Raw genomic sequence first — 20,886 nt, 5'->3', positions numbered from 1 at the left:
AGTTACTCCTCGATGGGGGCGCGAATACGCGCGGCGTAGGCCTGCATCCATTCGTCGTCCACCGGCTGATAATGGGTTTTCTCGCGGATACGTTCGGCGCGGAACACGGTGAGCGGCTGTTTCTCCGTTGCGACAACGAACGAGAACGTTTTGATGTTAGTTGCAGCACCGAACTCACCCTGGCGGTTCATGCACACCACGGAGAGATCGCCCGCGCGGCCGAAGCGCGACATCAGCTTATCCTCAAGCTCGCAGACCACGGAATCCGCTGCCTGCTGGGGGCTCATGCCCTGCGCCATGCGGCGCACAATTTCATAGCTGGTGCAGCCTTTCATCAGATCTTCGCCCACGCCGGTAGCGGTGGCGGCACCGGTTTCACTGTCACAGTAAAAACCGGAGCCGATGATCGGCGAATCACCGAGGCGGCCGCGTTTTTTCATAAACAGGCCGCTGGTGGAGGTGGCGACGCTCATGGAACCGTGCTTATCAAGGCCAATAACGCCGACGGTGTCGTGACCATCGTAGGGGCTGAGGCCTTTATCCAGCGTTTCCCGGCAGCGCTTGCGGTAGTGCTGCAACGCACGTTCGGTCAGCATCTCTTTGCTGCTGAACCCCTGGCTCAGCGCCCATTCGCGAGCACCCTGGCCCACCAGCAGGCTGTTATAGCGCTGACGGCTTAAGGCATACGCTACCTTTACCGGGTTGACGATATCGATAAGATTCCCGACGGCGCCGAAGGCCAGCGTGTCACCGTCCATATAAGCGGCATCCAGCTCCACGTCACCATTTTCTGTCGGCAGGCCGCCGAAGCCCACCGACTTGTAAAACGGAAAATCCTCAACGGCGGCAACCGCGTTCACCACGGCGCTGGCGGTGCTTTTCCCCGCCTTCAGCTCCGCCGCCGCTTCCGTTACGCCTTCCAGCGCCATTCTCCAGGTGGCAATCATTCCCCACATCGTTTACTCCTGTTTTGCCAGCGAGGTTTCTGTTTCAGCGGTCGAGGTCGTCTCGGCCGCGCGATACTGTTTGTCGACAATGCGCATGAAGGGCAGGTATAGCATGGCGCCAATCAGCAGATTGAGTAACTGCATGACGCTACCGCTGAGGTGCCCGGTCACGATAAAACCGCTAATGACCGGCGGTAGCGTCCAGGGAATAAACACCCCGGTCGTTACCGCAACGGCACCGATTTTCATCGCCACGTACTGAATGGTAACCAGCACCAGCGGTACAAGGTTGAAGGGGATCAACATAATCGGGTTCATGATGACCGGCAGGCCAAACAGAATCGGCTCGTTGATGTTAAAGAGGGAAGCTCCGGCCCCGAGGCGCGCCACTTCACGCATGTTTTTACTGCGGGCGAAAATCAGCATCGCAATTACCAGTGATAACGTCGCCCCGGCGCCACCCATCCAGATCATATCGAAGAACTGTTCGGTAATGATGTGCGGGGGCGTCACGCCTGCCTGAATTGCCGCGATGTTGTCGGTCTGGTTTTCCATCCACAGCGGGCGAATGATGCCGTTAATCATCGAGCCGGAGTTGATGCCGACTGACCACAAAATGGTGATGCTGAAGACGGTCATCAGCGCGCCAAAATAGGAGGTTCCATAGTGGCGTACCGGCGTGGCAACCACTTCATAAATAAACTGATGAATGGTGTGATAGTGGGTGTTTTCAAACAGGATGCGGATAGCCAGCACCAGAATCATCACCAGTAGCGCGGGGATAAGCGCGGCAAAGGATTCCTGCACCGCCGGTGGTACGCCTTCCGGCATCTTGATGACCAGTTTTTTGCGCTTCAGCCAGCAGAACAGTTCGGTCCAGATGAGTGAGCCTATCATCGCCACAAACAGCCCTTTGGTGCCGATCCACTCTACCGGCATCACGGTGATCCCGCCGTTTTCGGCAACTTTGATGAAAGGGGTGAGGATCAGGAAGCATACCAGAGAGAGGATCCCGCAGGAGATCCGGTCATCGCCGTAGTGCTCTGCCAGGCGAAAAGCCACCAGGAAGCTGATGAACAGCGACATCGTGGAGAACACCGCATTAAACGGGATCTCGATGATCGCACTCCAGCTGGCACCGAAGGCTCCGGCCATAAACTGCTGGTAGGCTTGATTCGGAAATGAAGAGATCACCAGCAGGATGGATCCCACGATGATAAATGGCATGAATGATACATAGGCACCGCGGATCGCCCCGAGGTGGCGTTGCTGCGCGGTTTTTGCCGCCAGAGGCATCAGTTTCGCTTCTAAAAATCCCAGAACATTGTTCATTGTGAACTCCGTACAAGATCAGACGTTATTGTGTGTGTTATGTATGAGGGATTATGGGAGAAAGCGGTGGGCTGAAAGGTGAATCTGCTCACATTGTGTTCTTATTAATCATATAAATCTCATATGATTAGTTATGTGTTTTGAGGAGTGGGGATGGAAATTAAACTGCATGCGAATGCCACAACAACGCCTCGCACTCGCAAATATCTGCAGGAATCTGACAAGAGTGACCGCGAACTGGCGCGGGAGCTGGGTATCTCTGTCACTACGGTTCGTCGCTGGCGTAAACGCAGCCAGATTTCTGACCACCACACGACGCCACATCTGGTACACAAAGCGCTGAGACAAGAGCAGGTGGTGATGATAAATGCGCTGCGCGATGTGCTGCGTGCGCCGCTTGATGAGCTGCTGTTTATTGTGACTGAAGGACTGGGGATTTCACTCTCCCGGGCCACGCTTAACCGTTATCTGCGTCCGGCCCATGAAGGACGGAAACAGGCACAGCTACAGGGGAAAAAGGCGCTAAAAGCGGGGATGCAAGCTAATACGCTGCACCTGCATTACCGCCTGCTGGCACTGTCAATGGACGACGGCGGTGAGAGCCACCTGCTGTGGGCGCAGGAGCCGGTCAGCGGCTGGTGCTTTGCTCGGGTGTTTTCTGGCGTCTCACAGGCGTTAGTCAGCGACTGGCTGGATCAGGTGCTTATCGTCTGTCCGGCTGCTATTCAATGTGTTGAGACTGATTCGGCGAAATGTTTTCAGTTCACCCGTGCCGATCTTGTCATGAAATCCACCGGCAGCGGTGAGGGGGCTGCGGTGCAGATCCCGGGCTTGCTGTCAGATCTTATCCCGGCGATGGATACCCTGGATGATACGGTGCAGCGGCTGTGTCGTTTATGGAATACCGGTAAGGCGCAGAAAAAGCTGGGAGAAAACACGCCGCAGGCCTTTCTCGAAGCGCTGCGGCGTATGGCTTCCGCTTAGAGGATGTCGAGAACCTGCTCCGGCGGGCGCCCGATGCGCGCCTTGCCGTTTTTCACAACAATAGGACGTTCGATAAGCTTAGGATGCTCAACCATGGCCATGACGATGGCTTCCTCTTTGAGCGCTGGATCTGCAAGCCCCAGAGAGACGTAGAGATCTTCTTTGTCACGCAGCAGTTCGCGCGCGCTGCTCATTCCCAGCATTTTCACCAGATTGCGTAGTGTTGCAGCATCCGGCGGGTTATCGAGGTACAGCACGACGTCTGGCTCAATCCCCTTGCTCTGCAGCAGGCTCAGCGTTTCACGGCTCTTGGAGCAGCGAGGGTTGTGATAAATAGTGACCGTGGCGTCAGACATGGTTTCTCCTTACATTTTGCTATACGGACGGAAGCGTTCCTGCAGGTCCCGGAACTGGTCGATGCGCGCATCATACCGTGCCTGCTGCAGACTACCCAGCTTCACTTGAGAACTGGCGCTGCTCAGCATAGAAATGGCCTGATCGAGCCTTCCTACCAGCGCCATGTTTTCGGCGCGCGCTGCCAGCTCCTGGTCCCGGTTGCCAAGGGCGGCTTCTGCCTGGGCCAGCAGATCCCAACCGTTGGTGTCGTCTTTATAGGTGAAAGTATAGCGATTAAGAATGGTGGCGGCTTCGCCTGGCTGACCGGCCTGTAAATAGGCGTTGGCCAAGTTCAGTTGCAGCACCGGATTCGTTTTCAGTTCTTTGGCGTTTTTCAGACGGTTAATCGCATCGGCGGTTTTTTTCTGCCCGAGATCGATATCGGTCGCCATGTCGAGGAACCACGGGTTCTGGCTGTCGGCGCTTAACAGTGGCTGCAGCAGTTTGCTTGCCTGGGCGTAGTTTTCAGCACCCATGGCCTGTAGCGCACGGCCATAGGTTGCAGCACGCTGTTCGCGAACGTTGCCTTTCGCCCAGCTGTCGAGTAAATCGCTGGTGAGCTGATTTTGTCCGGAATTGTACATGCCGAGGGTACGCGCCTTCGCCATGTAATAATCCTCAGAAGACTGCACCACCACCGGACGCATCTGGTTGGCACGGTTACGTGCATCGGCAAGACGGCTTTCCGGCAATGGGTGAGTCAGCAGCATTTCTGGTGGTCGGGAGGAGTAGCGCGACTGATCCAGCAGCTTCTCCATGAAAGAAGGCATCGCCTGCGGGTCGAAGCCCGAGCGCTGCAGCACCTGAATACCGATGCGGTCAGCTTCTTCTTCGTTCTGACGGGTGAAGCTAATCATCCCTTGTTGGGTACCCGCAAGAGTACCGGTCAACGCGGCCATCCCCGCCTGCGGGCTCGCCATCGCTAACAGAATAGAGCCCAGTGCACCGACCCAGGTCAGCGGCGCATTGCGCTTCTGATCTTCCATCGCCCGCGCCAGATGGCGCTGGGTAACGTGAGAGATTTCGTGCGCCATCACCGAGGCCAGTTCGCTTTCCGTCGAGGTGTAGCGGAAGAGGGCGGAATGCAGCACCACGTTACCGCCGAAGAAGGCGAAGGCGTTCAGTTCGTCGTTATTAATCAGAAAAAAATGAAACGGCGTACGTACAGAATTGGCGTGGGAGACCAGGCGCATCCCGAGGGTGTTGATGTACTGCGTCAGCAACGGGTCATTAATCAACGGCGCACTGCCGCGTAGCTGACGTACGTAATAATCTCCCATCTGCATCTCCTGACCAATGGAGAGCGTGCTTCCTGCGGAGGTACCCATATCTGGCAATGTGTCAGCGTTATCCGCAAAGGCGGGCAGACACGAGCCGAGCGTAAGGGAGGCAACAACGGTCGCAACCAGCGTTTTTCTTAACTGCCTGAACATAACCTCAGTCCTGTCATGTGGGATGTGCCATTTTGACCAGCGCCGGGGGTGATGGTTCCTGCGCTGTTGTTGTATGAGTGTAGCGGTGGTCAGGGCGGTTGAAAATCCTCTTTTGATTCACTTTTGATGTTTGCTGCGGGGGCGACAAAAAGCGGAGTCTTTTATGTGACATTTCGATACACTCCGGGTAGAAAGATCCTGACATTCACAGGAAAGAGGTTTTATGCTCAAGTTGTTAATGCAGTGGTATCGTCGGCGCTTTAGCGACCCGGAAGCGATAGCACTGCTGGTCATTTTGCTCGCCGGATTTGGCATTCTGTTTTTCTTCAGCGGCCTGCTGGCGCCGCTGCTGGTGGCAATAGTGCTCGCCTATCTACTGGAGTGGCCGACGGTTCGGCTGGAGCGCGTGGGCTGCTCGCGAACCTGGGCGACCAGCATCGTGCTGGTGCTGTTCGTCGGGATCCTGCTGCTGATGGCGTTTGTGGTGATACCGGTGGCGTGGCAGCAGGGGATCTACCTCATTCGCGATATGCCAGGCATGCTGGGCAAATTTTCTGATTTTGCTGCCAACGTGCCGCGCCGCTACCCGGCACTGATGGATGCCGGGATCATCGATGCCATGGCGGAAAACATGCGTAGCCGCTTCCTGACCCTTGGCGACTCGGTGGTGAAATACTCGCTTGCCTCGCTGGTAGGGCTGCTGACGCTTGCGGTATACCTCGTGCTGGTACCGCTGATGGTGTTCTTCCTGCTGAAAGATAAAGTGCAAATGCAGAACGCCGTGCGCCGCGTGCTGCCGCGAAATCGCGGCCTGGCCGGTCAGGTCTGGAAAGAAATGAACCAGCAGATAACCAACTACATTCGCGGCAAAGTGCTGGAGATGATCGTGGTTGGGGTGGCTACCTGGATAGGCTTTATCATGTTTGGTCTCAACTACTCGCTGCTGCTGGCGGTGCTGGTGGGGCTCTCGGTGCTGATCCCCTATATCGGCGCTTTCGTGGTGACCATTCCTGTAGTGGGCGTGGCGCTGTTCCAGTTTGGCCTTGGCACCGAGTTCTGGAGTCTGTTTACCGTGTACCTGGTGATTCAGGGCCTGGATAGCAACCTGCTGGTGCCGGTGCTGTTCTCTGAAGCGGTCAACCTGCATCCGCTGGTCATCATCCTCTCGGTGGTGATTTTTGGCGGCCTGTGGGGCTTCTGGGGCGTCTTTTTCGCCATCCCATTGGCAACCCTTATCAAAGCCGTGGTACATGCCTGGCCGGACGGACCGGTAGTCGATAACCCCTGAATCAGACGAGAAAAGGAATGAAGAAGCGATATTTAAAGGACTACACCGCACGGCAGATTGTTGAGCGGGCAATGCGCATCATTCCTTACTCGGTCAACGTCATGGATGAGCATGGCATCATTATCGCCTCGGGGGAGCCATCGCGCCTGCATCAGCGCCATGAAGGGGCCATTCTGGCGCTCAAAGACAACCGGGTGGTGGAGATAGACACCGCCACCGCGGCCCAGCTCAAGGGCGTTCGCCCGGGCATTAACCTGCCGGTCTCTTTTCACGGCCAACTGATTGGCGTGGTCGGAATTACCGGCGAGCCGGGTGAAGTGCGCGCCTACGCCGAACTGGTGAAGATGGCCTCTGAGCTGGTTATTGAACACATGGTGCTGATTGAGCAGAAAGAGTGGGATAAGCGCTATCGGGAAGAACTCATTAATCAGCTCATCATGCGCGAACCGCCGCCGGAGTCGTTACACTCGATGGTTTCTTATCTGGGGATCGACCTGCGCCAGCCGCGGGTGGTAGCGATAATTGAGCTGCGTCAGCCCGATCGTGAGGCGCTGCGCAACCTGATGGAGTACTTCGAAAACCGCGCCCGCGATCACCTCGTGACCTTCACCGATTTCAACGAACTGATCATTATCAAACCCATTAGCCGCAAAGACGGTAACTGGGATCTGGTGCAGGAGATGAAAGATCTCCAGTGCTTCAAATCCTGGGCCAGCAGTTCGGGTTTTAGCCGCATTGTGGTTGGCGGCTACTTTTCCGGTGACAATGGGCTACACCGCTCGTGGCAAACCGCCCGGGCCACCCAGGCGATGGTGAAACGGCAGAAGGTAAAAAACCAGTACGTGTTCTATCACGACTATGCCTTACCGGCGCTGTTAAGCGACGTCTCGGAGAGCTGGCAGGTGCAGGAGCTTTCAAGGCTCTGGCAACATCTGGTTGAACACGATGCCAAAGGAGTGCTGCAACAAACCCTGCGCGAATGGTTTGCGCATAACTGTGACCTCTCTCAAACGGCGAAAGCCCTGCATATTCATGTCAATACGCTTCGCTATCGTTTGCAGCGCTGCGAAGAGATTACCGGTATAAAAATCAATAACCTGAAAAGTATTCTCTGGTTATTTATTGGCATGGAGCTGCAGTGTCAGGCTGTAGAATCCCACAACTTAGCCCCCCGGACACCGGCAAAAGTTCGTTAAAACCTCCAGTTTCGTTATGCGGCTGATTTCCCATACTGCGCGGGTCAATTAACGGAGGCGCATCACATGACGTCGATTTCCACTCTCGGAGCTATCGCCGCGCTGGCGGTAGCAATCATCCTCATATTACGTAAAGTTTCGCCCGCCTACGGCATGATGGCCGGGGCGCTGATCGGTGGTCTTATTGGCGGTGCATCCCTCGTCGAGACCGTTACCCTGATGGTGACGGGCGCGCAGGGGATCACTAACGCGGTACTGCGCATTCTTGCCGCGGGCGTACTGGCCGGGGTGCTGATTGAGTCCGGTGCGGCAAATACCATTGCCGAAACGGTAGTCAGAAAAGTCGGTGAAACCCGGGCGCTGCTTGCGCTGGCGATTGCCACCCTGTGCCTGACGGCGGTTGGCGTGTTTATCGATGTAGCGGTCATCACCGTGGCACCGATTGCCCTCTCTATTGCTCATCGCGCCGGATTGTCAAAAGCCGCCATCCTGCTGGCGATGATCGGGGGCGGGAAAGCCGGGAACGTGATGTCGCCTAACCCGAACACGATTGCGGCGGCGGATGCTTTCCACGTGCCGTTAACCTCGGTGATGATGGCCGGCATCATTCCGGGTCTCTTCGGTCTGGCTATGGCATATTTCCTCGCGAAACGTCTCACCCGTAAGGGCAGCCCGGTTACCGCAGAAGAGGTGATTACCAACGCCAGCACCCACGGTCAGCCGGGGTTCCTGGTTTCTATCAGCGCGCCGCTGGTAGCGATTGTGCTGCTGTCGCTGCGTCCTGTTGCCGGAATTGCGATTGACCCGCTGATTGCGCTGCCGGTCGGCGGCCTGATTGGCGCCGTGCTGATGGGGCGTGGTCGTCAGGCAAATCACTTTATGGTGTCCGGGCTGAGCCGTATGGCGCCGGTGGCCATTATGCTGCTGGGTACCGGGACGCTCGCGGGTATTATTGCGAACTCAGAATTAAAAGATGTGCTGGTTAACGGGCTCACGGCCTCCGGGCTTCCGTCATACCTGCTGGCGCCCATTTCCGGTGCCATTATGTCGATGGCGACGGCGTCTACCACAGCGGGTACCGCGGTGGCTTCCAGCGTGTTTGCGCCTACACTGCTTGAACTGGGCGTCTCTGCGCTGGCGGGTGCTGCGATGATCCACGCCGGTGCTACGGTGCTGGATCACCTGCCGCACGGCAGCTTCTTCCACGCCACTGGCGGTAGCGTCAACATGGCAATTCATGAGCGTCTGAAACTGATGCCTTATGAAACGCTGGTGGGCTTAACCATCGCGTTTATCTCGACTCTGATGTTTGGTGTATTTGGACTGGCAGGATAACTATGAAAATTGTAATTGCCCCCGATTCATTTAAAGAGAGCCTGTCCGCACTGGAAGTGGCGCAGGCGATTGAAGCCGGTTGTCGTGAAATCTGGCCGGATGCGGAATATGTCAATGTGCCGATGGCCGACGGCGGCGAAGGTACGGTGGAGTCGATGGTGGCGGCAAGCCAGGGTCATTTTCGCCACACGCCGGTAACCGGGCCACTCGGTGAAACGGTATCTGCGCGCTGGGGCATGATGGGGGATGGCAAAACCGCGGTTATTGAAATGGCGGCAGCTTCTGGCCTGCATTATGTTGCCCCTGAGCTGCGCAATCCGATGAAAACCACCAGCTTTGGCACCGGGGAGTTGATTCGCGCAGCCCTCGACGAAGGGGTAGAGCACATTATTCTCGGCATTGGCGGCAGCGCCACCAACGACGGAGGCGCCGGGATGATGCAGGCGCTTGGCGCACGCTTGCTGAGCGCCGGGGGCAGTGAAATTGCGCATCGTGGTGAAGCGCTGGAATCGCTGGTCGCGATTGATTTATCCGCCTGTCATCCGCGTTTGCAGCACGTCACGCTGACGGTGGCGTGCGATGTAAACAATCCGCTTTGTGGTCCGCAGGGCGCCTCGGCGGTGTTTGGCCCGCAGAAGGGAGCCACCACCGAGATGGTGGCAAGGCTCGATATCGCGCTGGCGAACTGGGGAACCATTATTCACCGTACCACCGGGCGGACCGTGCTGAACGCACCGGGAGCGGGCGCCGCTGGCGGAATGGGTGCTGCACTAATGGGGCTTCTCAACGCCACGCTGTGCGCTGGTGTTGAGATTGTTATCGACCGTCTGGGGCTGGAAGCCCAGGTGAAGGACGCGGACCTGGTGATCACCGGCGAAGGACGGCTCGATAGTCAGAGCATTTGCGGTAAAACACCGATTGGCGTCGCCCGGGTGGCGAAGCGCTACCACAAACCGGTTATTGCCCTGGCCGGTGGGTTACGTGAGGACCACGGCGTGGTGCACCAGCACGGCATCGACGCGGCGTTCTCGATACTCACTCAGGTTGTCACGCTCCCGGAGGCGCTGGCAGAGGCCAGAACCAATCTGCAGGTCACAGCCCGCAACGTGGCTGCAGTCTGGGAGATGGGACGGCAGTCGGTCGTGCGTTAACCGTGCCGCTGCAAAGCGAGCTACGTTCTACCGATGTCCAGAGACTATGTCTGCGAGGTGAATGTTTCCGTTCACTTTAAATACACTACTTCTTTGTCACACTGATACCGGTGAACGTGCCAGGGAGGCTCACCGCCACCTCCCTGGCAACCCGGGCTCCCGGCGGGAAAACCGCCGCTTCGCGGTCCATTCGCCTTATGCCGTCTGACTATCGGTTCGGGGCTGAGCCTGCGTCCCTGCAGGCCAGTCCCTCCACCCGCCTCCCTGCGGGTGGCCCCGGTCAGCCGTCAACGCCTCATCGGTTTTCAGCCGGACTCGGGTTTCGCTGTTATTGTCTTGCTGCCAGAAAGCACCGCTTTGCTGCTGAGTAAAAGCGCGGGTGGTAAAGTGGTGGCTGGTCCGGCTGAAAATTGCCGACGTGTTTCCGCAGGGCAGGGAGCCGGGATTGTTAAGGGCGCGGCGACGAGCGCCCTTAACACGTTCACCGGGTATCAGAGCGCCAGAGAATCTGTACATTTGAGGTGAACGGAACCCGTCCACAACATCGCATATTCACTTTGCGTGAATAGCGATGCTGCTCAACTTAAACTATCAGGCGCTTTCTTTCAGCCAGTTCAGCACCACGTCGTGGTGATTGCTGGTTTTGAAGTCATCAAACACGTGTTCGATTTTGCCGTCGGCATCAACCAGGAAGCTGATGCGGTGAATTCCATCGTAGGTTTTGCCCATAAAGGACTTCTCGCCCCAGATACCAAACTGTTCGCAAACCTGATGGTCTTCATCAGACAGCAGCGTAAAGTTCAGCAGCTCTTTTTCGGCGAAACGTGACAGTTTTTCTGGTTTATCGGTGCTGATACCCAGCACTTCGACACCGGCTTTTTTCAGCTCATCCATATTGTCACGCAGACCGCATGCCTGGACGGTACAGCCGGGGGTCATAGCTTTCGGGTAAAAATAGACCAGAACACGCTGTCCCTGGAAGTCGGTCAAATTTACTTGCTCGCCGTCTTGATCGGGCAGGCTAAATTTCGGTGCGATGTCACCGGCTTTCAGTGGGTTCATTACACAACTCCATCTTGTTCATCATGCTGTGAATAATTGACGATGTTTATACTGCCTTGTGCGTGCAGTTCTGTACATAGGGCTTTGAACGCTTGCTCGATATTTGACGCATCCTGTGACGCCGGGCTATGGGCGGTTATCTGGATAAACAGTTGTGCGGCAACGTCATTTTCGCCCGATTGGGTACGAGACACCAGCTCGGCAATATTGGTGTCATGGGCGTCAAATAGCGCAGTGAAGCGCTCAATAATGTGAGGTGAGTCCGGTACCTCGACCTGAACCCATACCGTTGACGGCATGGCCGGGCGCGGACGAGCGGTAGTGCGCTTCATCACGATCAACAGATCCAGCTCGGCCCCTTTCAACGGCAAGGTAGATTCAATCAGCGTAATCGCATTCCAGCTACCGGAGAGCAGCATGATGAAGGTGAACTCATCGCCAAGCATCGCCAGACGGCTGTCTTCAATGTTACAGCCGCAGCTGCTGACGTGGCGGGTGATCGTATTGACGATGCCAGGTCGGTCGGCGCCCAATGCGGTGATAACCAGATAGTGTTGTGAGGAGGCTGTCAAACCTGTTCTTCCTGTCAAAGGTGAGGTAATCATTAGGAAAGCATAAAAAAAACCGGCATACAACATCCACAACGGCTCTGGTCTCTTGCTTTTATTACAAGACCAAACGTACCATTGAGACTCTTATCTGCACGTCTGCTCAGAGGATGGCCCATGTTCACGGGAAGTATTGTAGCGCTTGTCACGCCGATGGATGAAAAAGGTAATGTCGACCGGTCAAGCCTGAAGAAACTGATTGATTACCATGTCGCCAACGGAACCACGGCGATTGTTTCGGTAGGGACTACCGGTGAATCTGCCACGCTGAGCCACGAAGAGCACGGCGATGTAGTACTGATGACGCTGGAACTGGCGGATGGTCGCATTCCGGTGATTGCCGGTACTGGTGCAAATGCTACCGCCGAGGCGATCAGCCTGACCCAGCGCTTCAATGACAGCGGCATTGTCGGCTGCCTGACGGTTACGCCGTATTACAATCGCCCAACGCAGGAGGGGCTGTTCCAGCACTTCAAAGCGATTGCTGAACATACTGACCTGCCGCAAATTCTGTATAATGTGCCATCACGTACCGGCTGTGACATGCTACCGGAGACCGTGGGTCGCCTGGCAGAAGTAAAAAATATTATCGGTATTAAGGAAGCTACAGGGAACTTAAGCCGCGTTCACCAGATCAAAGAGCTGGTTTCAGACGACTTTATCCTGCTGAGTGGCGATGATGCTACCGCGCTGGACTTCATGCAGCTCGGCGGTCATGGCGTGATTTCGGTCACCTCAAACATTGCCGCGCGCGACATGGCGGAAATGTGTAAACTGGCGGCTGCCGGTAAGTTTGCCGAGGCGCGCGTGATTAACCAGCGTCTGATGCCGTTACACAATAAATTATTTGTCGAACCCAATCCGATCCCGGTGAAATGGGCCTGTAAGGAATTGGGACTTGTGGCAACCGATACGCTGCGCCTGCCGATGACGCCGATTACCGACCACGGTCGCGATGTCGTCACCGAAGCGCTTAAGCATGCCGGTTTGCTGTAAAGTTTAGGGAGATTTGATGGCTTACTCAGTACAGAAGTCGCGCCTGGCGAAGGTTGCGGGTGTTTCGCTTGTTCTGCTCCTCGCGGCCTGCAGTTCCGATTCGCGCTACAAGCGCCAGGTGAGCGGTGATGAGTCCTATCTGGATGCAGCACCGCTTGCTGAACTGCACTCGCCAGCCGGGATGATCCTGCCGATTCAGAACGGCGATTATAATATTCCTGTTGCTAACGGTAGCGGCGTGGTCGGTAAAGGGCTGGATATTCGCCCACCAGCACAGCCGCTGGCGCTGGTAAATGGCGCGCGCACCCAGTATGTCGGCGATACCGCTACGCTGCTGGTGGAAAGTGGCCGTAGTGGTTCACTGTGGCCGCAGGTGGTAAGCGTGCTTCAGGCGAAGAACTACACCATCACTAAGCGCGATGACTCGGCACAAACGCTGACCACCGACTGGGTTGACTGGAACCGCCTGGATGAAGATCAGCAGTACCGTGGTCGCTATCAAATCTCGGTGAAACCTCAGGGCTACCAGCAAGCGGTGAGCGTGAAGCTGATTAACCTTGAGCAGGGCGGCAAGCCGGCTGCTGACGCCGCATCCATGCAGCGTTACAGCACCGAAATGCTGAACGTTATCTCCGCAGGCCTCGATCAGCGTGCAACGAATGCGCAGAATGCGGCGCAGAGCCGTGCTGGTGCTACCTTCGACGTGCAGAGCGCGGCGGATGATACCGGTCTGCCGATGCTGGTGGTACGCGCACCGTTCAACCAGGTCTGGCAGCGCCTCCCGGCAACGCTTGAGAAAGTGGGCATGAAAGTGACCGACAGTACCCGTTCGCAGGGCAGCATGGCGATTACCTACAAGCCTATCTCAGACAGCAGCTGGCAGGAACTGGGCGCCCGTGACCCGGATCTCGCTTCCGGCGACTATAAACTTCAGGTTGGCGACCTCGATAACCGCAGCAGTCTGCAGTTCATCGACCCGAAAGGCCACACCCTGACGCAGTCGCAAAACGATGCCCTGGTAGCCGTATTCCAGGCCGCGTTTAACAAGTAATTTTGCAGGGCTGGAGCAATCCAGCCCTTTTTTCTGTATAGTGACGCAAACGTGTGCGTCGGCAGAAAAACGCCAATTTAATAGCTTTAATCTCACTGGAGTGAAAAAAGATGCAAAAGCAAGCTGAGTTGTATCGCGGTAAAGCGAAAACCGTTTACAGCACGGAAAATCCGGACCTGTTGGTGCTCGAATTCCGTAACGATACGTCAGCAGGAGACGGTGCGCGCATTGAGCAGTTCGATCGTAAAGGGATGGTGAACAACAAGTTCAACCATTTCATCATGAGCAAACTGGAAGCCGCGGGTATCCCGACCCAAATGGAAGCGCTGTTGTCTGATACCGAAAGCCTGGTGAAAAAACTGGAGATGGTGCCGGTAGAGTGTGTGGTGCGTAACCGTGCTGCTGGTTCCCTGGTAAAACGCCTGGGGATTGAAGAAGGTATCGAGCTGAACCCGCCGCTGTTTGACATGTTCCTGAAGAACGATGAAATGCACGACCCGATGATCAACGAATCCTACTGCGAGACCTTCGGCTGGGTGAGCCAGGCGCACCTTGCGCGTATGAAAGAGCTGACGTACAAAGCCAACGACGTGCTGAGCAAACTTTTCGATGACGCGGGCCTCATCCTGGTCGATTTCAAACTGGAGTTCGGCCTGTACAAAGGTGAAGTTGTGCTGGGCGACGAATTCTCTCCGGACGGTAGCCGTCTGTGGGATAAAGAGACGCTGGATAAAATGGACAAAGACCGTTTCCGTCAGAGCCTCGGTGGCCTGATTGAAGCCTATGAAGCGGTTGCGCATCGTCTGGGCGTTAAACTCGACTGATTCTGCTCCCCGCCAGCACTCAGGGGATGACGTATCTTCTGAGTGCTTCTGCTACCTTTCATACTGTTTTCTGTGGTAATCCTGCCGCTAACCGCCTACGATCTTATCTATTATTCATAGAACGTTTGAGGTAGTTATGCGTTGGCAAGGGCGTCGCGAAAGCGACAATGTAGAAGACAGAAGGAATGACGCAGGGCCTCCGATGATGGGAGGGCGCGGATTCCGCCTGCCGAGCGGCAAGGGCGGAATAATCCTGCTGGTGGTGGTGCTGGTCGCTGGCTATTACGGCGTTGACCTGACCGGCCTGCTGACCGGGGAGCCAATGTCTCCGCAGTCTTCCTCGCAGCAGCGCTCCATCAGCCCTAATGACGATGAAGCGGCAAAATTCACCTCCGTTATCCTCGCTACTACGGAAGATACCTGGGGACAAATCTTCGAGAAGATGGGCAAACACTATCAGCAGCCGCATCTGGTCATGTACCGCGGTGCGACCCGCACCGGCTGCGGTACCGGTCAGTCGGTGATGGGGCCGTTCTACTGCCCGGCTGACAGCACGGTGTACATCGATCTCTCTTTCTATGACGACATGAAGCGCAAACTCGGTGCCGATGGTGATTTCGCCCAGGGCTACGTGATTGCTCATGAAGTGGGCCACCACGTACAGAAGCTGCTGGGTATTGAGCCTAAGGTGCGCCAGATGCAGCAAAATGCCTCGCAGGCGGAAGTGAATCGTCTTTCTGTACGCATGGAGCTGCAGGCGGACTGCTTTGCGGGGGTCTGGGGCCACAGCATGCAGAAGCAGGGTGTGCTGGAAACCGGGGATCTGGAAGAAGCGTTGAACGCCGCTCAGGCGATTGGCGATGACCGTCTGCAGCAGCAGAGCCAGGGACGCGTGGTCCCGGATAGTTTTACCCACGGGACGTCTCAGCAACGTTATACCTGGTTCAAGCGCGGTTACGACAGCGGTGATCCGAGCCAGTGCAACACCTTTGCCGCACAGAACTGAGGGTAGTTGATGTCCTTCAGGGGATCTCTCGCCGCACTCACGGCGAGTATGCAACGGGAAGGCATTCGTCGCCTGCTGGTATTGAGCGGCGACGCACCGTGGAGTCAGCAGGAAGCGCTCGCGTTGCGCGATGCGCTTCCTGGCGACTGGCTGTGGGTGGGCCCACAGCCTATTTCTGAACCTTCGTGCCAGCCCTCTGCGCTGGTCACGCTGCTCGGGCGCGAGTTTCGGCATGCGGTATTTGACGCCCGCCGTGGTTTTGATGCCGCGGCCTTTGCCGCCCTCGCCGGGACTTTGCAGGCGGGGAGCTGGCTGGTCCTGCTGGTACCACCGTTTACAGAGTGGCCAAATACCCCTGATAACGACTCACTGCGCTGGAGCGATACGGCGCAGGCGATTGCGACCCCCCATTTTGTTGCCCATTTCTGCCGCGTGATCTTACAGGACTCGCAAACGCTGGTCTGGCGTCAGGAGTCTCCCTTCACGCTGCCTGAATTCCCTCCGCGCCCTACCTGGACACCTGCAAACGGTGAACCCGACAGCGAGCAGCAGGAAATCTTACAGACATTGGCGGATTGCTCCCCCGGAGTAATGGTGGTGACGGCAGAACGTGGACGCGGTAAGTCAGCGCTGGCGGGAATGCATATCCGCAGCCTTGCAGGCAGTGCGATGGTGACCGCTCCGGCGCGGGCCGCCACCGACGTGATGGCCCGCTTCGCCGGAGACGCTTTTCAGTTTATGGCACCGGACGCGCTGCTGGCGTCAGAAGTGAAGGCCGACTGGCTTATCGTCGACGAAGCGGCGGCGATCCCGGCCCCGCTGTTGCAGGCGCTGGTTGCCCGATTTCCTCGCACGTTACTCACAACCACCGTTCAGGGCTACGAGGGAACCGGGCGCGGCTTCCTGCTGAAGTTCTGCGCAGGCTTCCCGAAGCTGCGTTATCTGACGCTCAGCGAGCCGGTGCGTTGGGCATCCGGGTGCCCGCTGGAGGCGGTGGTGAGCCAGGCGCTGCTCTTTGATGACAAGAGCTTTAGCGAAACCCTTCGCGGGCCGCTTAAGTTCTGTGCCGTTGAACCGGAAGCCTGGTTCAGCGCACCCGAGCTGCCGCAGGCGATGTATCAGCTGCTCTCCGGGGCGCATTACCGCACGTCGCCTCTCGATTTACGCCGAATGATGGATGCTCCGGGCCAGCACTTTATGGCGGCGCAGTGCGACACTGGCCTCGCCGGGGCGCTATGGCTGGTGGATGAGGGGAACCTCAGCGAAGCGCTCAGCCGGGCTGTATGGGCTGGATTTCGTCGCCCACGCGGCAATCTGGTGGCGCAGTCGCTGGCAGCGCACGGGGGGAGTCCGCTGGCGGCAACCCTCAGCGCCCGGCGCGTTACCCGGATCGCGGTTCACCCTTCGCGCCAGCGTGAGGGAACAGGGCAGGCGCTGATAGCGCAAGCGCTGGTCGCGCATCAGGATGTGGATTATCTCTCCGTGAGTTTTGGCTACACGCCGGCGCTGTGGCGCTTCTGGCAGCGCTGTGGTTTTACCCTCGCGCGTATCGGCACTCATCGGGAGGCCAGTAGCGGTTGCTATACCGCGATGGCGCTGCTGCCGCTAAGCACTGCCGGGAAAGCGCTGGCGCGGCATGAACATCAACGTCTGCGTCGCGACGCTTTGTGGCTCGCCCCCTGGCTTGATGAAAAGCTGCCGCTGGAGGCTTCTGACGACGCTATGCTTAATGATGACGACTGGCAGGAGCTGGCAAGCTTTGCGTTCGCCCACCGTCCGCTGATGACGGCAATTGGATGCCTTAACCGGCTTCTACTGGCGGTGGACTTAGCGTTACCTGCGCTGCGTGGACGGCTGCAGCAGCGTAGCGAAACGGCGCTGTGTGCGGAGCTGGGCCTGCACGGGCGTAAAGCGCTGCTGGTGCGTCTGCGCGAAGAAGCCCGGCAGGCACTCATGGCGCTCGATGCCGCCCGAACCGACTCATGGCGCCATCAGATAAACCAGCTGCAATTTTTTTAACGAACTCATTCAGTTAAATGGCATGGTCATTATTCGCATGGGGCGTACACTGCCTGCATAGTCTAAGGAGACACCCATGAAACATGAACACTTTGTCGTCCAGAGCCCTGCCACACCTGCCCAACAGCTGTTGCTGCTGTTTCATGGCGTTGGTGATAACCCGGTCGCGATGGGCGAAATTGGCAGCTGGTTTGCGCCTTTGTTCCCGGACGCGCTCATTGTCAGCATCGGCGGCGCCGAGCCGTGTGGGCCAGGGCCGGGTCGTCAGTGGTTTTCGGTGCAGGGCGTAACGGAAGAGAATCGTCAGGCGCGAATAGATGCCATTATGCCAACGTTTGTTGACGTGATTCGTTACTGGCAAAAAGAGAGCGGCGTCGGCCCGCTTGCCACCGCACTGATTGGCTTCTCTCAGGGGGCTATCATGGCGCTGGAGGGGGTGAAGGCCCATGGAGATTTGGCCTCACGAGTCATCGCCTTCAATGGCCGCTACGCAACGCTTCCCCAGACGGCGAATACCGCAACGACCGTGCATTTGATTCACGGTGGCGAAGACCGGGTCATTGAGCTTAAGCACGCGGTTGCGGCAGAGGATGCGCTACAGAATGCCGGTGGCGATGTGACCCTGGATATCGTAGATGAGCTGGGTCATGCCATTGATGACCGCAGTATGCAGTTTGCGCTCGACCATCTGCGTTACACGGTGCCGAAGCATTACTTTGATGAAGCGTTGAGCGGCGGAACGCCGAAAGACGACGATATTATTGAAATGTTGTAAGCGATCCCCTCTCCCAAAGGAGAGGGGACAACACGGTTACTTCTTCGGCTGGTCTTTGTTCGGCCAGTCGTCGTCATCATCCCACTTATCGTTAAAATCACGATGCGGCGGGAGATCTGGCTTGTTTGCCAGGAATTTTTTGTGATCGACGCGTTTTAGATCTTTGATCACGTTCAGGATCACCCCTACCAGAAACACCAGCACCAGTATCCACCAGTATTTAGCCAGCCATTCCATGTGCGTTACCTCTCAGGTTATTGCTGTTAAGCGACGAGCTGTTCCATGATCCGCTGATACATGCGGGCAAGCAGTTGCAGGTCGGCCGCGTTGACGCATTCATTAATTTTATGAATGGTGGCGTTCACCGGACCCAGTTCAACAACCTGCGCGCCCATGCGGGCGATGAAGCGTCCATCAGACGTACCGCCGGTGGTTAACAGCTGTGGTTTTATTTCATTATAGTGTTCAATGGCGTTCACCACCGCTTCGACCAGCTTCCCGCTTTCGGTCAGGAACGGCTGACCAGAGAGCCACCAGTCAACACTGTAGCGTAGCTGATGCTTATCAAGCAGCGCCAGGACCTGAGTTTTGATCATCTCATCGGTCAGTTCGGTGCTGAAACGGAAGTTGAACTGCACAAACAAATCGCCCGGGATAACGTTGTTGCTACCGGTTCCGGCCTGGATGTTTGCCACCTGCATGCTGGTCGGCGGGAAGAACTCGTTGCCCTGATCCCACTCAATGGCTACCAGCTCGTTGAGCCACGGTGCAGCACGATGAACCGGGTTATCGGCCAGGTGCGGATAGGCTACGTGCCCCTGCACACCATGGATAGTCAGGTTGCAGGTGAGCGAGCCGCGACGGCCATTTTTCACCACGTCGCCAACCACGGCGGTGCTGGAGGGTTCGCCCACCAGGCAGTAGTCCAGGCGTTCACGGCGCGCCATCAGCGTCTCGACCACTTTGACTGTCCCATTGGTTGCGCTGGCCTCTTCATCAGAAGTGATGAGAAACGCCAGGCGACCGCGATGATGAGGATGCTGGGCGACAAAACGCTCGGCGGCAACCACCATCGCGGCTAAAGAGCCCTTCATATCGGCGGCGCCGCGACCAAACAGCATACCGTCACGAATGGTTGGTTCAAACGGCGGGTTGATCCAGCGATCGGCATCACCGGCGGGTACCACATCGGTGTGACCGGCGAACGCCAGAGTCTCACCTTTACCGCGCCAGGCCCAGAAATTCTGGGTATCGCCAAAGTCGAGTGCTTCGACGGTAAAGCCAATCTGGCGCAGACGTTCAATCATCAGCGCCTGACAGCCCGCATCGTCGGGGCTGAGAGAAGGGCGGCGAATAAGCTGCTGTGCCAGCTCAATGACCGGGCAAGACATAACTACACCTCACTAGCGAACTGCTGGTAACTGGAATCACTGAAACCCAGCAGCATAGGCTTACCGGGCGCGCAGAGCAATGGGCGTTTGATGATAGCTGGCATTTCCAGCATCAGCGCGGCGGCGGCATCGGCGTTGTTGATAACCGCGCGTACTGATTCATCGAGCTTGCGCCAGGTAGTACCGCGCGTGTTAAGCAGCGCTTCCCAGCCTAGTTCAGCGATAAATGTGCGTAATAATTCATCATCGAGACCATCCACGCGATAGTCGTGGAAGCGGTACTCTACCTGGTGTTCTTCCAGCCAGCGGCGGGCTTTCTTTATGGTGTCGCAGTTTTTAATCCCGTACATCGTTGTCATGTTAAATTCCTTGTGGGGAAACAGGTAAATTATCCAGGTTTTTAGAATGAGATAATGGCGAAGAATAATACTCGAAATCGCCCGCCAGGTATAATTCTCCGGCCTTAAATGCCTGGTCATGCAGTTTAAAATAAAATAGCATTTTCTGTCGTCGGAACAGATAGTTCCGATAAATTTCGACTATTTCAAAATATTGCCATAAGTCACAGTAAATTTACGGGTTCATGGCCATATTGATGGCATGCCAGCAGGCATCAGGCACAGGGAGCCGCTATCACAGTCATTGATTAAATGTTCTTCACATCTGTCTTACCGTTACGTAAAATGCGCATAATAATAAGAGAGGCTTTTATGATCGAACGTGAACTGGGGAACTGGAAAGATTTTATCGAAGTGATGCTTCGTAAATAATTTCGGGAAGAATAGCGAATGCGCTACCTCTAAAAATGAACCTGTAAAAAGGGCGGCTTTGAAGCCGCCCTTTTTATACCTGTTATTTAGGCCGTTCCTGCAGCGGGAAGCGTCGGCGTACCAGTACAAAGAACAGCGGTACGAAGAAGATGGCAAGCACGGTTGCGGAGATCATCCCGCCCATCACGCCGGTACCGACCGCGTGCTGGCTGGCAGAGCCTGCACCTGAGCTCGTCGCCATCGGTAATACCCCAAAAATAAAGGCAAGCGACGTCATCAGAATCGGACGCAGACGCTGGCGGCAGGCGTCAAGCGTTGCGGT

The 20,886-nt window shown here is 56.6% G+C and carries 22 protein-coding genes; 12 read left to right on the top strand and 10 right to left on the bottom strand.

Annotated elements, in window-relative coordinates; all coding sequences use genetic code 11:
• Window positions 1-2: 2 nt before the first annotated feature.
• On the bottom strand, window positions 3-956 hold the full coding sequence (locus GYRE_RS09640) for a glycosylasparaginase (RefSeq protein ID WP_038254928.1): 954 nt from the start codon (window positions 954-956) through the stop codon (window positions 3-5).
• Between the two features lie 3 nt (window positions 957-959).
• Window positions 960-2,279 (bottom strand): PTS cellobiose transporter subunit IIC, encoded by a 1,320-nt coding sequence (gene celB / locus GYRE_RS09635; protein WP_006821136.1) that lies wholly within the window; start codon window positions 2,277-2,279, stop codon window positions 960-962.
• A 153-nt stretch (window positions 2,280-2,432) separates the two neighbouring features.
• Between celB and GYRE_RS09630 the strand changes: the two genes are divergently transcribed.
• On the top strand, window positions 2,433-3,263 hold the full coding sequence (locus GYRE_RS09630) for a helix-turn-helix domain-containing protein (protein ID WP_038254926.1): 831 nt from the start codon (window positions 2,433-2,435) through the stop codon (window positions 3,261-3,263).
• Here GYRE_RS09630 and arsC read toward each other — a convergent pair.
• Both arsC and bepA read right to left on the bottom strand, forming a co-directional pair.
• Window positions 3,260-3,619 (bottom strand): arsenate reductase (glutaredoxin), encoded by a 360-nt coding sequence (gene arsC / locus GYRE_RS09625; RefSeq protein WP_006821134.1) that lies wholly within the window; start codon window positions 3,617-3,619, stop codon window positions 3,260-3,262. The genes GYRE_RS09630 and arsC overlap by 4 nt on opposite strands.
• Window positions 3,620-3,628: 9 nt before the next feature.
• Window positions 3,629-5,092, bottom strand: a complete 1,464-nt coding sequence (gene bepA / locus GYRE_RS09620; RefSeq protein ID WP_006821133.1) for a beta-barrel assembly-enhancing protease — start codon at window positions 5,090-5,092, stop codon at window positions 3,629-3,631.
• Between the two features lie 223 nt (window positions 5,093-5,315).
• Here bepA and GYRE_RS09615 point away from each other — a divergent pair, with 223 nt between their 5' ends.
• The 4 genes from GYRE_RS09615 (at window position 5,316) to GYRE_RS09600 (ending at window position 10,062) form a co-directional block, all read left to right on the top strand.
• Window positions 5,316-6,380, top strand: a complete 1,065-nt coding sequence (locus GYRE_RS09615) for an AI-2E family transporter (protein ID WP_006821132.1) — start codon at window positions 5,316-5,318, stop codon at window positions 6,378-6,380.
• A gap of 17 nt (window positions 6,381-6,397) precedes the next feature.
• Window positions 6,398-7,576: a sugar diacid recognition domain-containing protein gene (locus GYRE_RS09610; RefSeq protein ID WP_006821131.1), complete on the top strand. Its 1,179-nt coding sequence runs from the start codon at window positions 6,398-6,400 to the stop codon at window positions 7,574-7,576.
• A gap of 66 nt (window positions 7,577-7,642) precedes the next feature.
• Window positions 7,643-8,911, top strand: coding sequence for a GntP family permease (locus GYRE_RS09605; protein WP_006821130.1), 1,269 nt, complete (start codon window positions 7,643-7,645; stop codon window positions 8,909-8,911).
• Window positions 8,912-8,913: 2 nt separating this feature from the next.
• Window positions 8,914-10,062: a glycerate kinase gene (locus tag GYRE_RS09600; RefSeq protein ID WP_006821129.1), complete on the top strand. Its 1,149-nt coding sequence runs from the start codon at window positions 8,914-8,916 to the stop codon at window positions 10,060-10,062.
• A gap of 591 nt (window positions 10,063-10,653) precedes the next feature.
• Here the strand turns inward: GYRE_RS09600 and bcp are convergent.
• A complete protein-coding gene (gene bcp, locus GYRE_RS09595) occupies window positions 10,654-11,124 on the bottom strand; it encodes a thioredoxin-dependent thiol peroxidase (protein WP_006821128.1) in 471 nt (156 codons plus the stop codon).
• Complete coding sequence (locus tag GYRE_RS09590; RefSeq protein ID WP_038254924.1) at window positions 11,124-11,696, bottom strand: glycine cleavage system transcriptional repressor; 573 nt, start codon at window positions 11,694-11,696, stop codon at window positions 11,124-11,126. The genes bcp and GYRE_RS09590 overlap by 1 nt, the downstream gene beginning before the upstream one ends.
• Before the next feature lie 153 nt (window positions 11,697-11,849).
• Here GYRE_RS09590 and dapA point away from each other — a divergent pair, with 153 nt between their 5' ends.
• From dapA to ypfH, 6 genes are all read left to right on the top strand, one after another.
• The gene (gene dapA, locus GYRE_RS09585) at window positions 11,850-12,728 is read left to right on the top strand and encodes a 4-hydroxy-tetrahydrodipicolinate synthase (protein ID WP_006821126.1); all 879 of its coding nucleotides are present in this window, start codon (window positions 11,850-11,852) and stop codon (window positions 12,726-12,728) included.
• 16 nt (window positions 12,729-12,744) lie between these two features.
• Window positions 12,745-13,779, top strand: coding sequence for an outer membrane protein assembly factor BamC (bamC, locus tag GYRE_RS09580; RefSeq protein WP_038254922.1), 1,035 nt, complete (start codon window positions 12,745-12,747; stop codon window positions 13,777-13,779).
• 110 nt (window positions 13,780-13,889) lie between these two features.
• Window positions 13,890-14,603, top strand: a complete 714-nt coding sequence (purC, locus tag GYRE_RS09575) for a phosphoribosylaminoimidazolesuccinocarboxamide synthase (RefSeq protein WP_006821124.1) — start codon at window positions 13,890-13,892, stop codon at window positions 14,601-14,603.
• A gap of 136 nt (window positions 14,604-14,739) precedes the next feature.
• Complete coding sequence (gene ypfJ / locus GYRE_RS09570; RefSeq protein ID WP_006821123.1) at window positions 14,740-15,609, top strand: KPN_02809 family neutral zinc metallopeptidase; 870 nt, start codon at window positions 14,740-14,742, stop codon at window positions 15,607-15,609.
• A 9-nt stretch (window positions 15,610-15,618) separates the two neighbouring features.
• Window positions 15,619-17,628 (top strand): tRNA(Met) cytidine acetyltransferase TmcA, encoded by a 2,010-nt coding sequence (locus GYRE_RS09565; protein ID WP_038254920.1) that lies wholly within the window; start codon window positions 15,619-15,621, stop codon window positions 17,626-17,628.
• A gap of 76 nt (window positions 17,629-17,704) precedes the next feature.
• Window positions 17,705-18,403: an esterase gene (ypfH, locus tag GYRE_RS09560; RefSeq protein WP_006821121.1), complete on the top strand. Its 699-nt coding sequence runs from the start codon at window positions 17,705-17,707 to the stop codon at window positions 18,401-18,403.
• Window positions 18,404-18,439: 36 nt separating this feature from the next.
• Here ypfH and GYRE_RS09555 read toward each other — a convergent pair whose 3' ends face one another.
• Genes GYRE_RS09555 through GYRE_RS09545 form a run of 3 tightly spaced genes read right to left on the bottom strand, consistent with a single transcriptional unit; the run spans window position 18,440 to window position 20,153 of the window.
• On the bottom strand, window positions 18,440-18,640 hold the full coding sequence (locus GYRE_RS09555; RefSeq protein ID WP_006821120.1) for a YpfN family protein: 201 nt from the start codon (window positions 18,638-18,640) through the stop codon (window positions 18,440-18,442).
• Between the two features lie 26 nt (window positions 18,641-18,666).
• On the bottom strand, window positions 18,667-19,794 hold the full coding sequence (gene dapE, locus GYRE_RS09550; protein WP_006821119.1) for a succinyl-diaminopimelate desuccinylase: 1,128 nt from the start codon (window positions 19,792-19,794) through the stop codon (window positions 18,667-18,669).
• Between the two features lie 2 nt (window positions 19,795-19,796).
• On the bottom strand, window positions 19,797-20,153 hold the full coding sequence (locus GYRE_RS09545) for an ArsC family reductase (protein ID WP_038254918.1): 357 nt from the start codon (window positions 20,151-20,153) through the stop codon (window positions 19,797-19,799).
• 351 nt (window positions 20,154-20,504) lie between these two features.
• Here GYRE_RS09545 and ypfM point away from each other — a divergent pair, with 351 nt between their 5' ends.
• On the top strand, window positions 20,505-20,564 hold the full coding sequence (gene ypfM, locus GYRE_RS24475) for a protein YpfM (protein WP_001386977.1): 60 nt from the start codon (window positions 20,505-20,507) through the stop codon (window positions 20,562-20,564).
• An 82-nt stretch (window positions 20,565-20,646) separates the two neighbouring features.
• On the opposite strand, the gene GYRE_RS23200 is transcribed toward ypfM, so the two are convergent.
• The coding region (locus tag GYRE_RS23200) for an efflux RND transporter permease subunit (protein ID WP_156102664.1) at window positions 20,647-20,886 on the bottom strand (240 nt) is incomplete at its 5' end.

This window comes from Yokenella regensburgei ATCC 49455, from assembly GCF_000735455.1.
Lineage (GTDB): Bacteria > Pseudomonadota > Gammaproteobacteria > Enterobacterales > Enterobacteriaceae > Yokenella > Yokenella regensburgei.
This window is presented reverse-complemented; position numbering and strand designations above follow the sequence as displayed.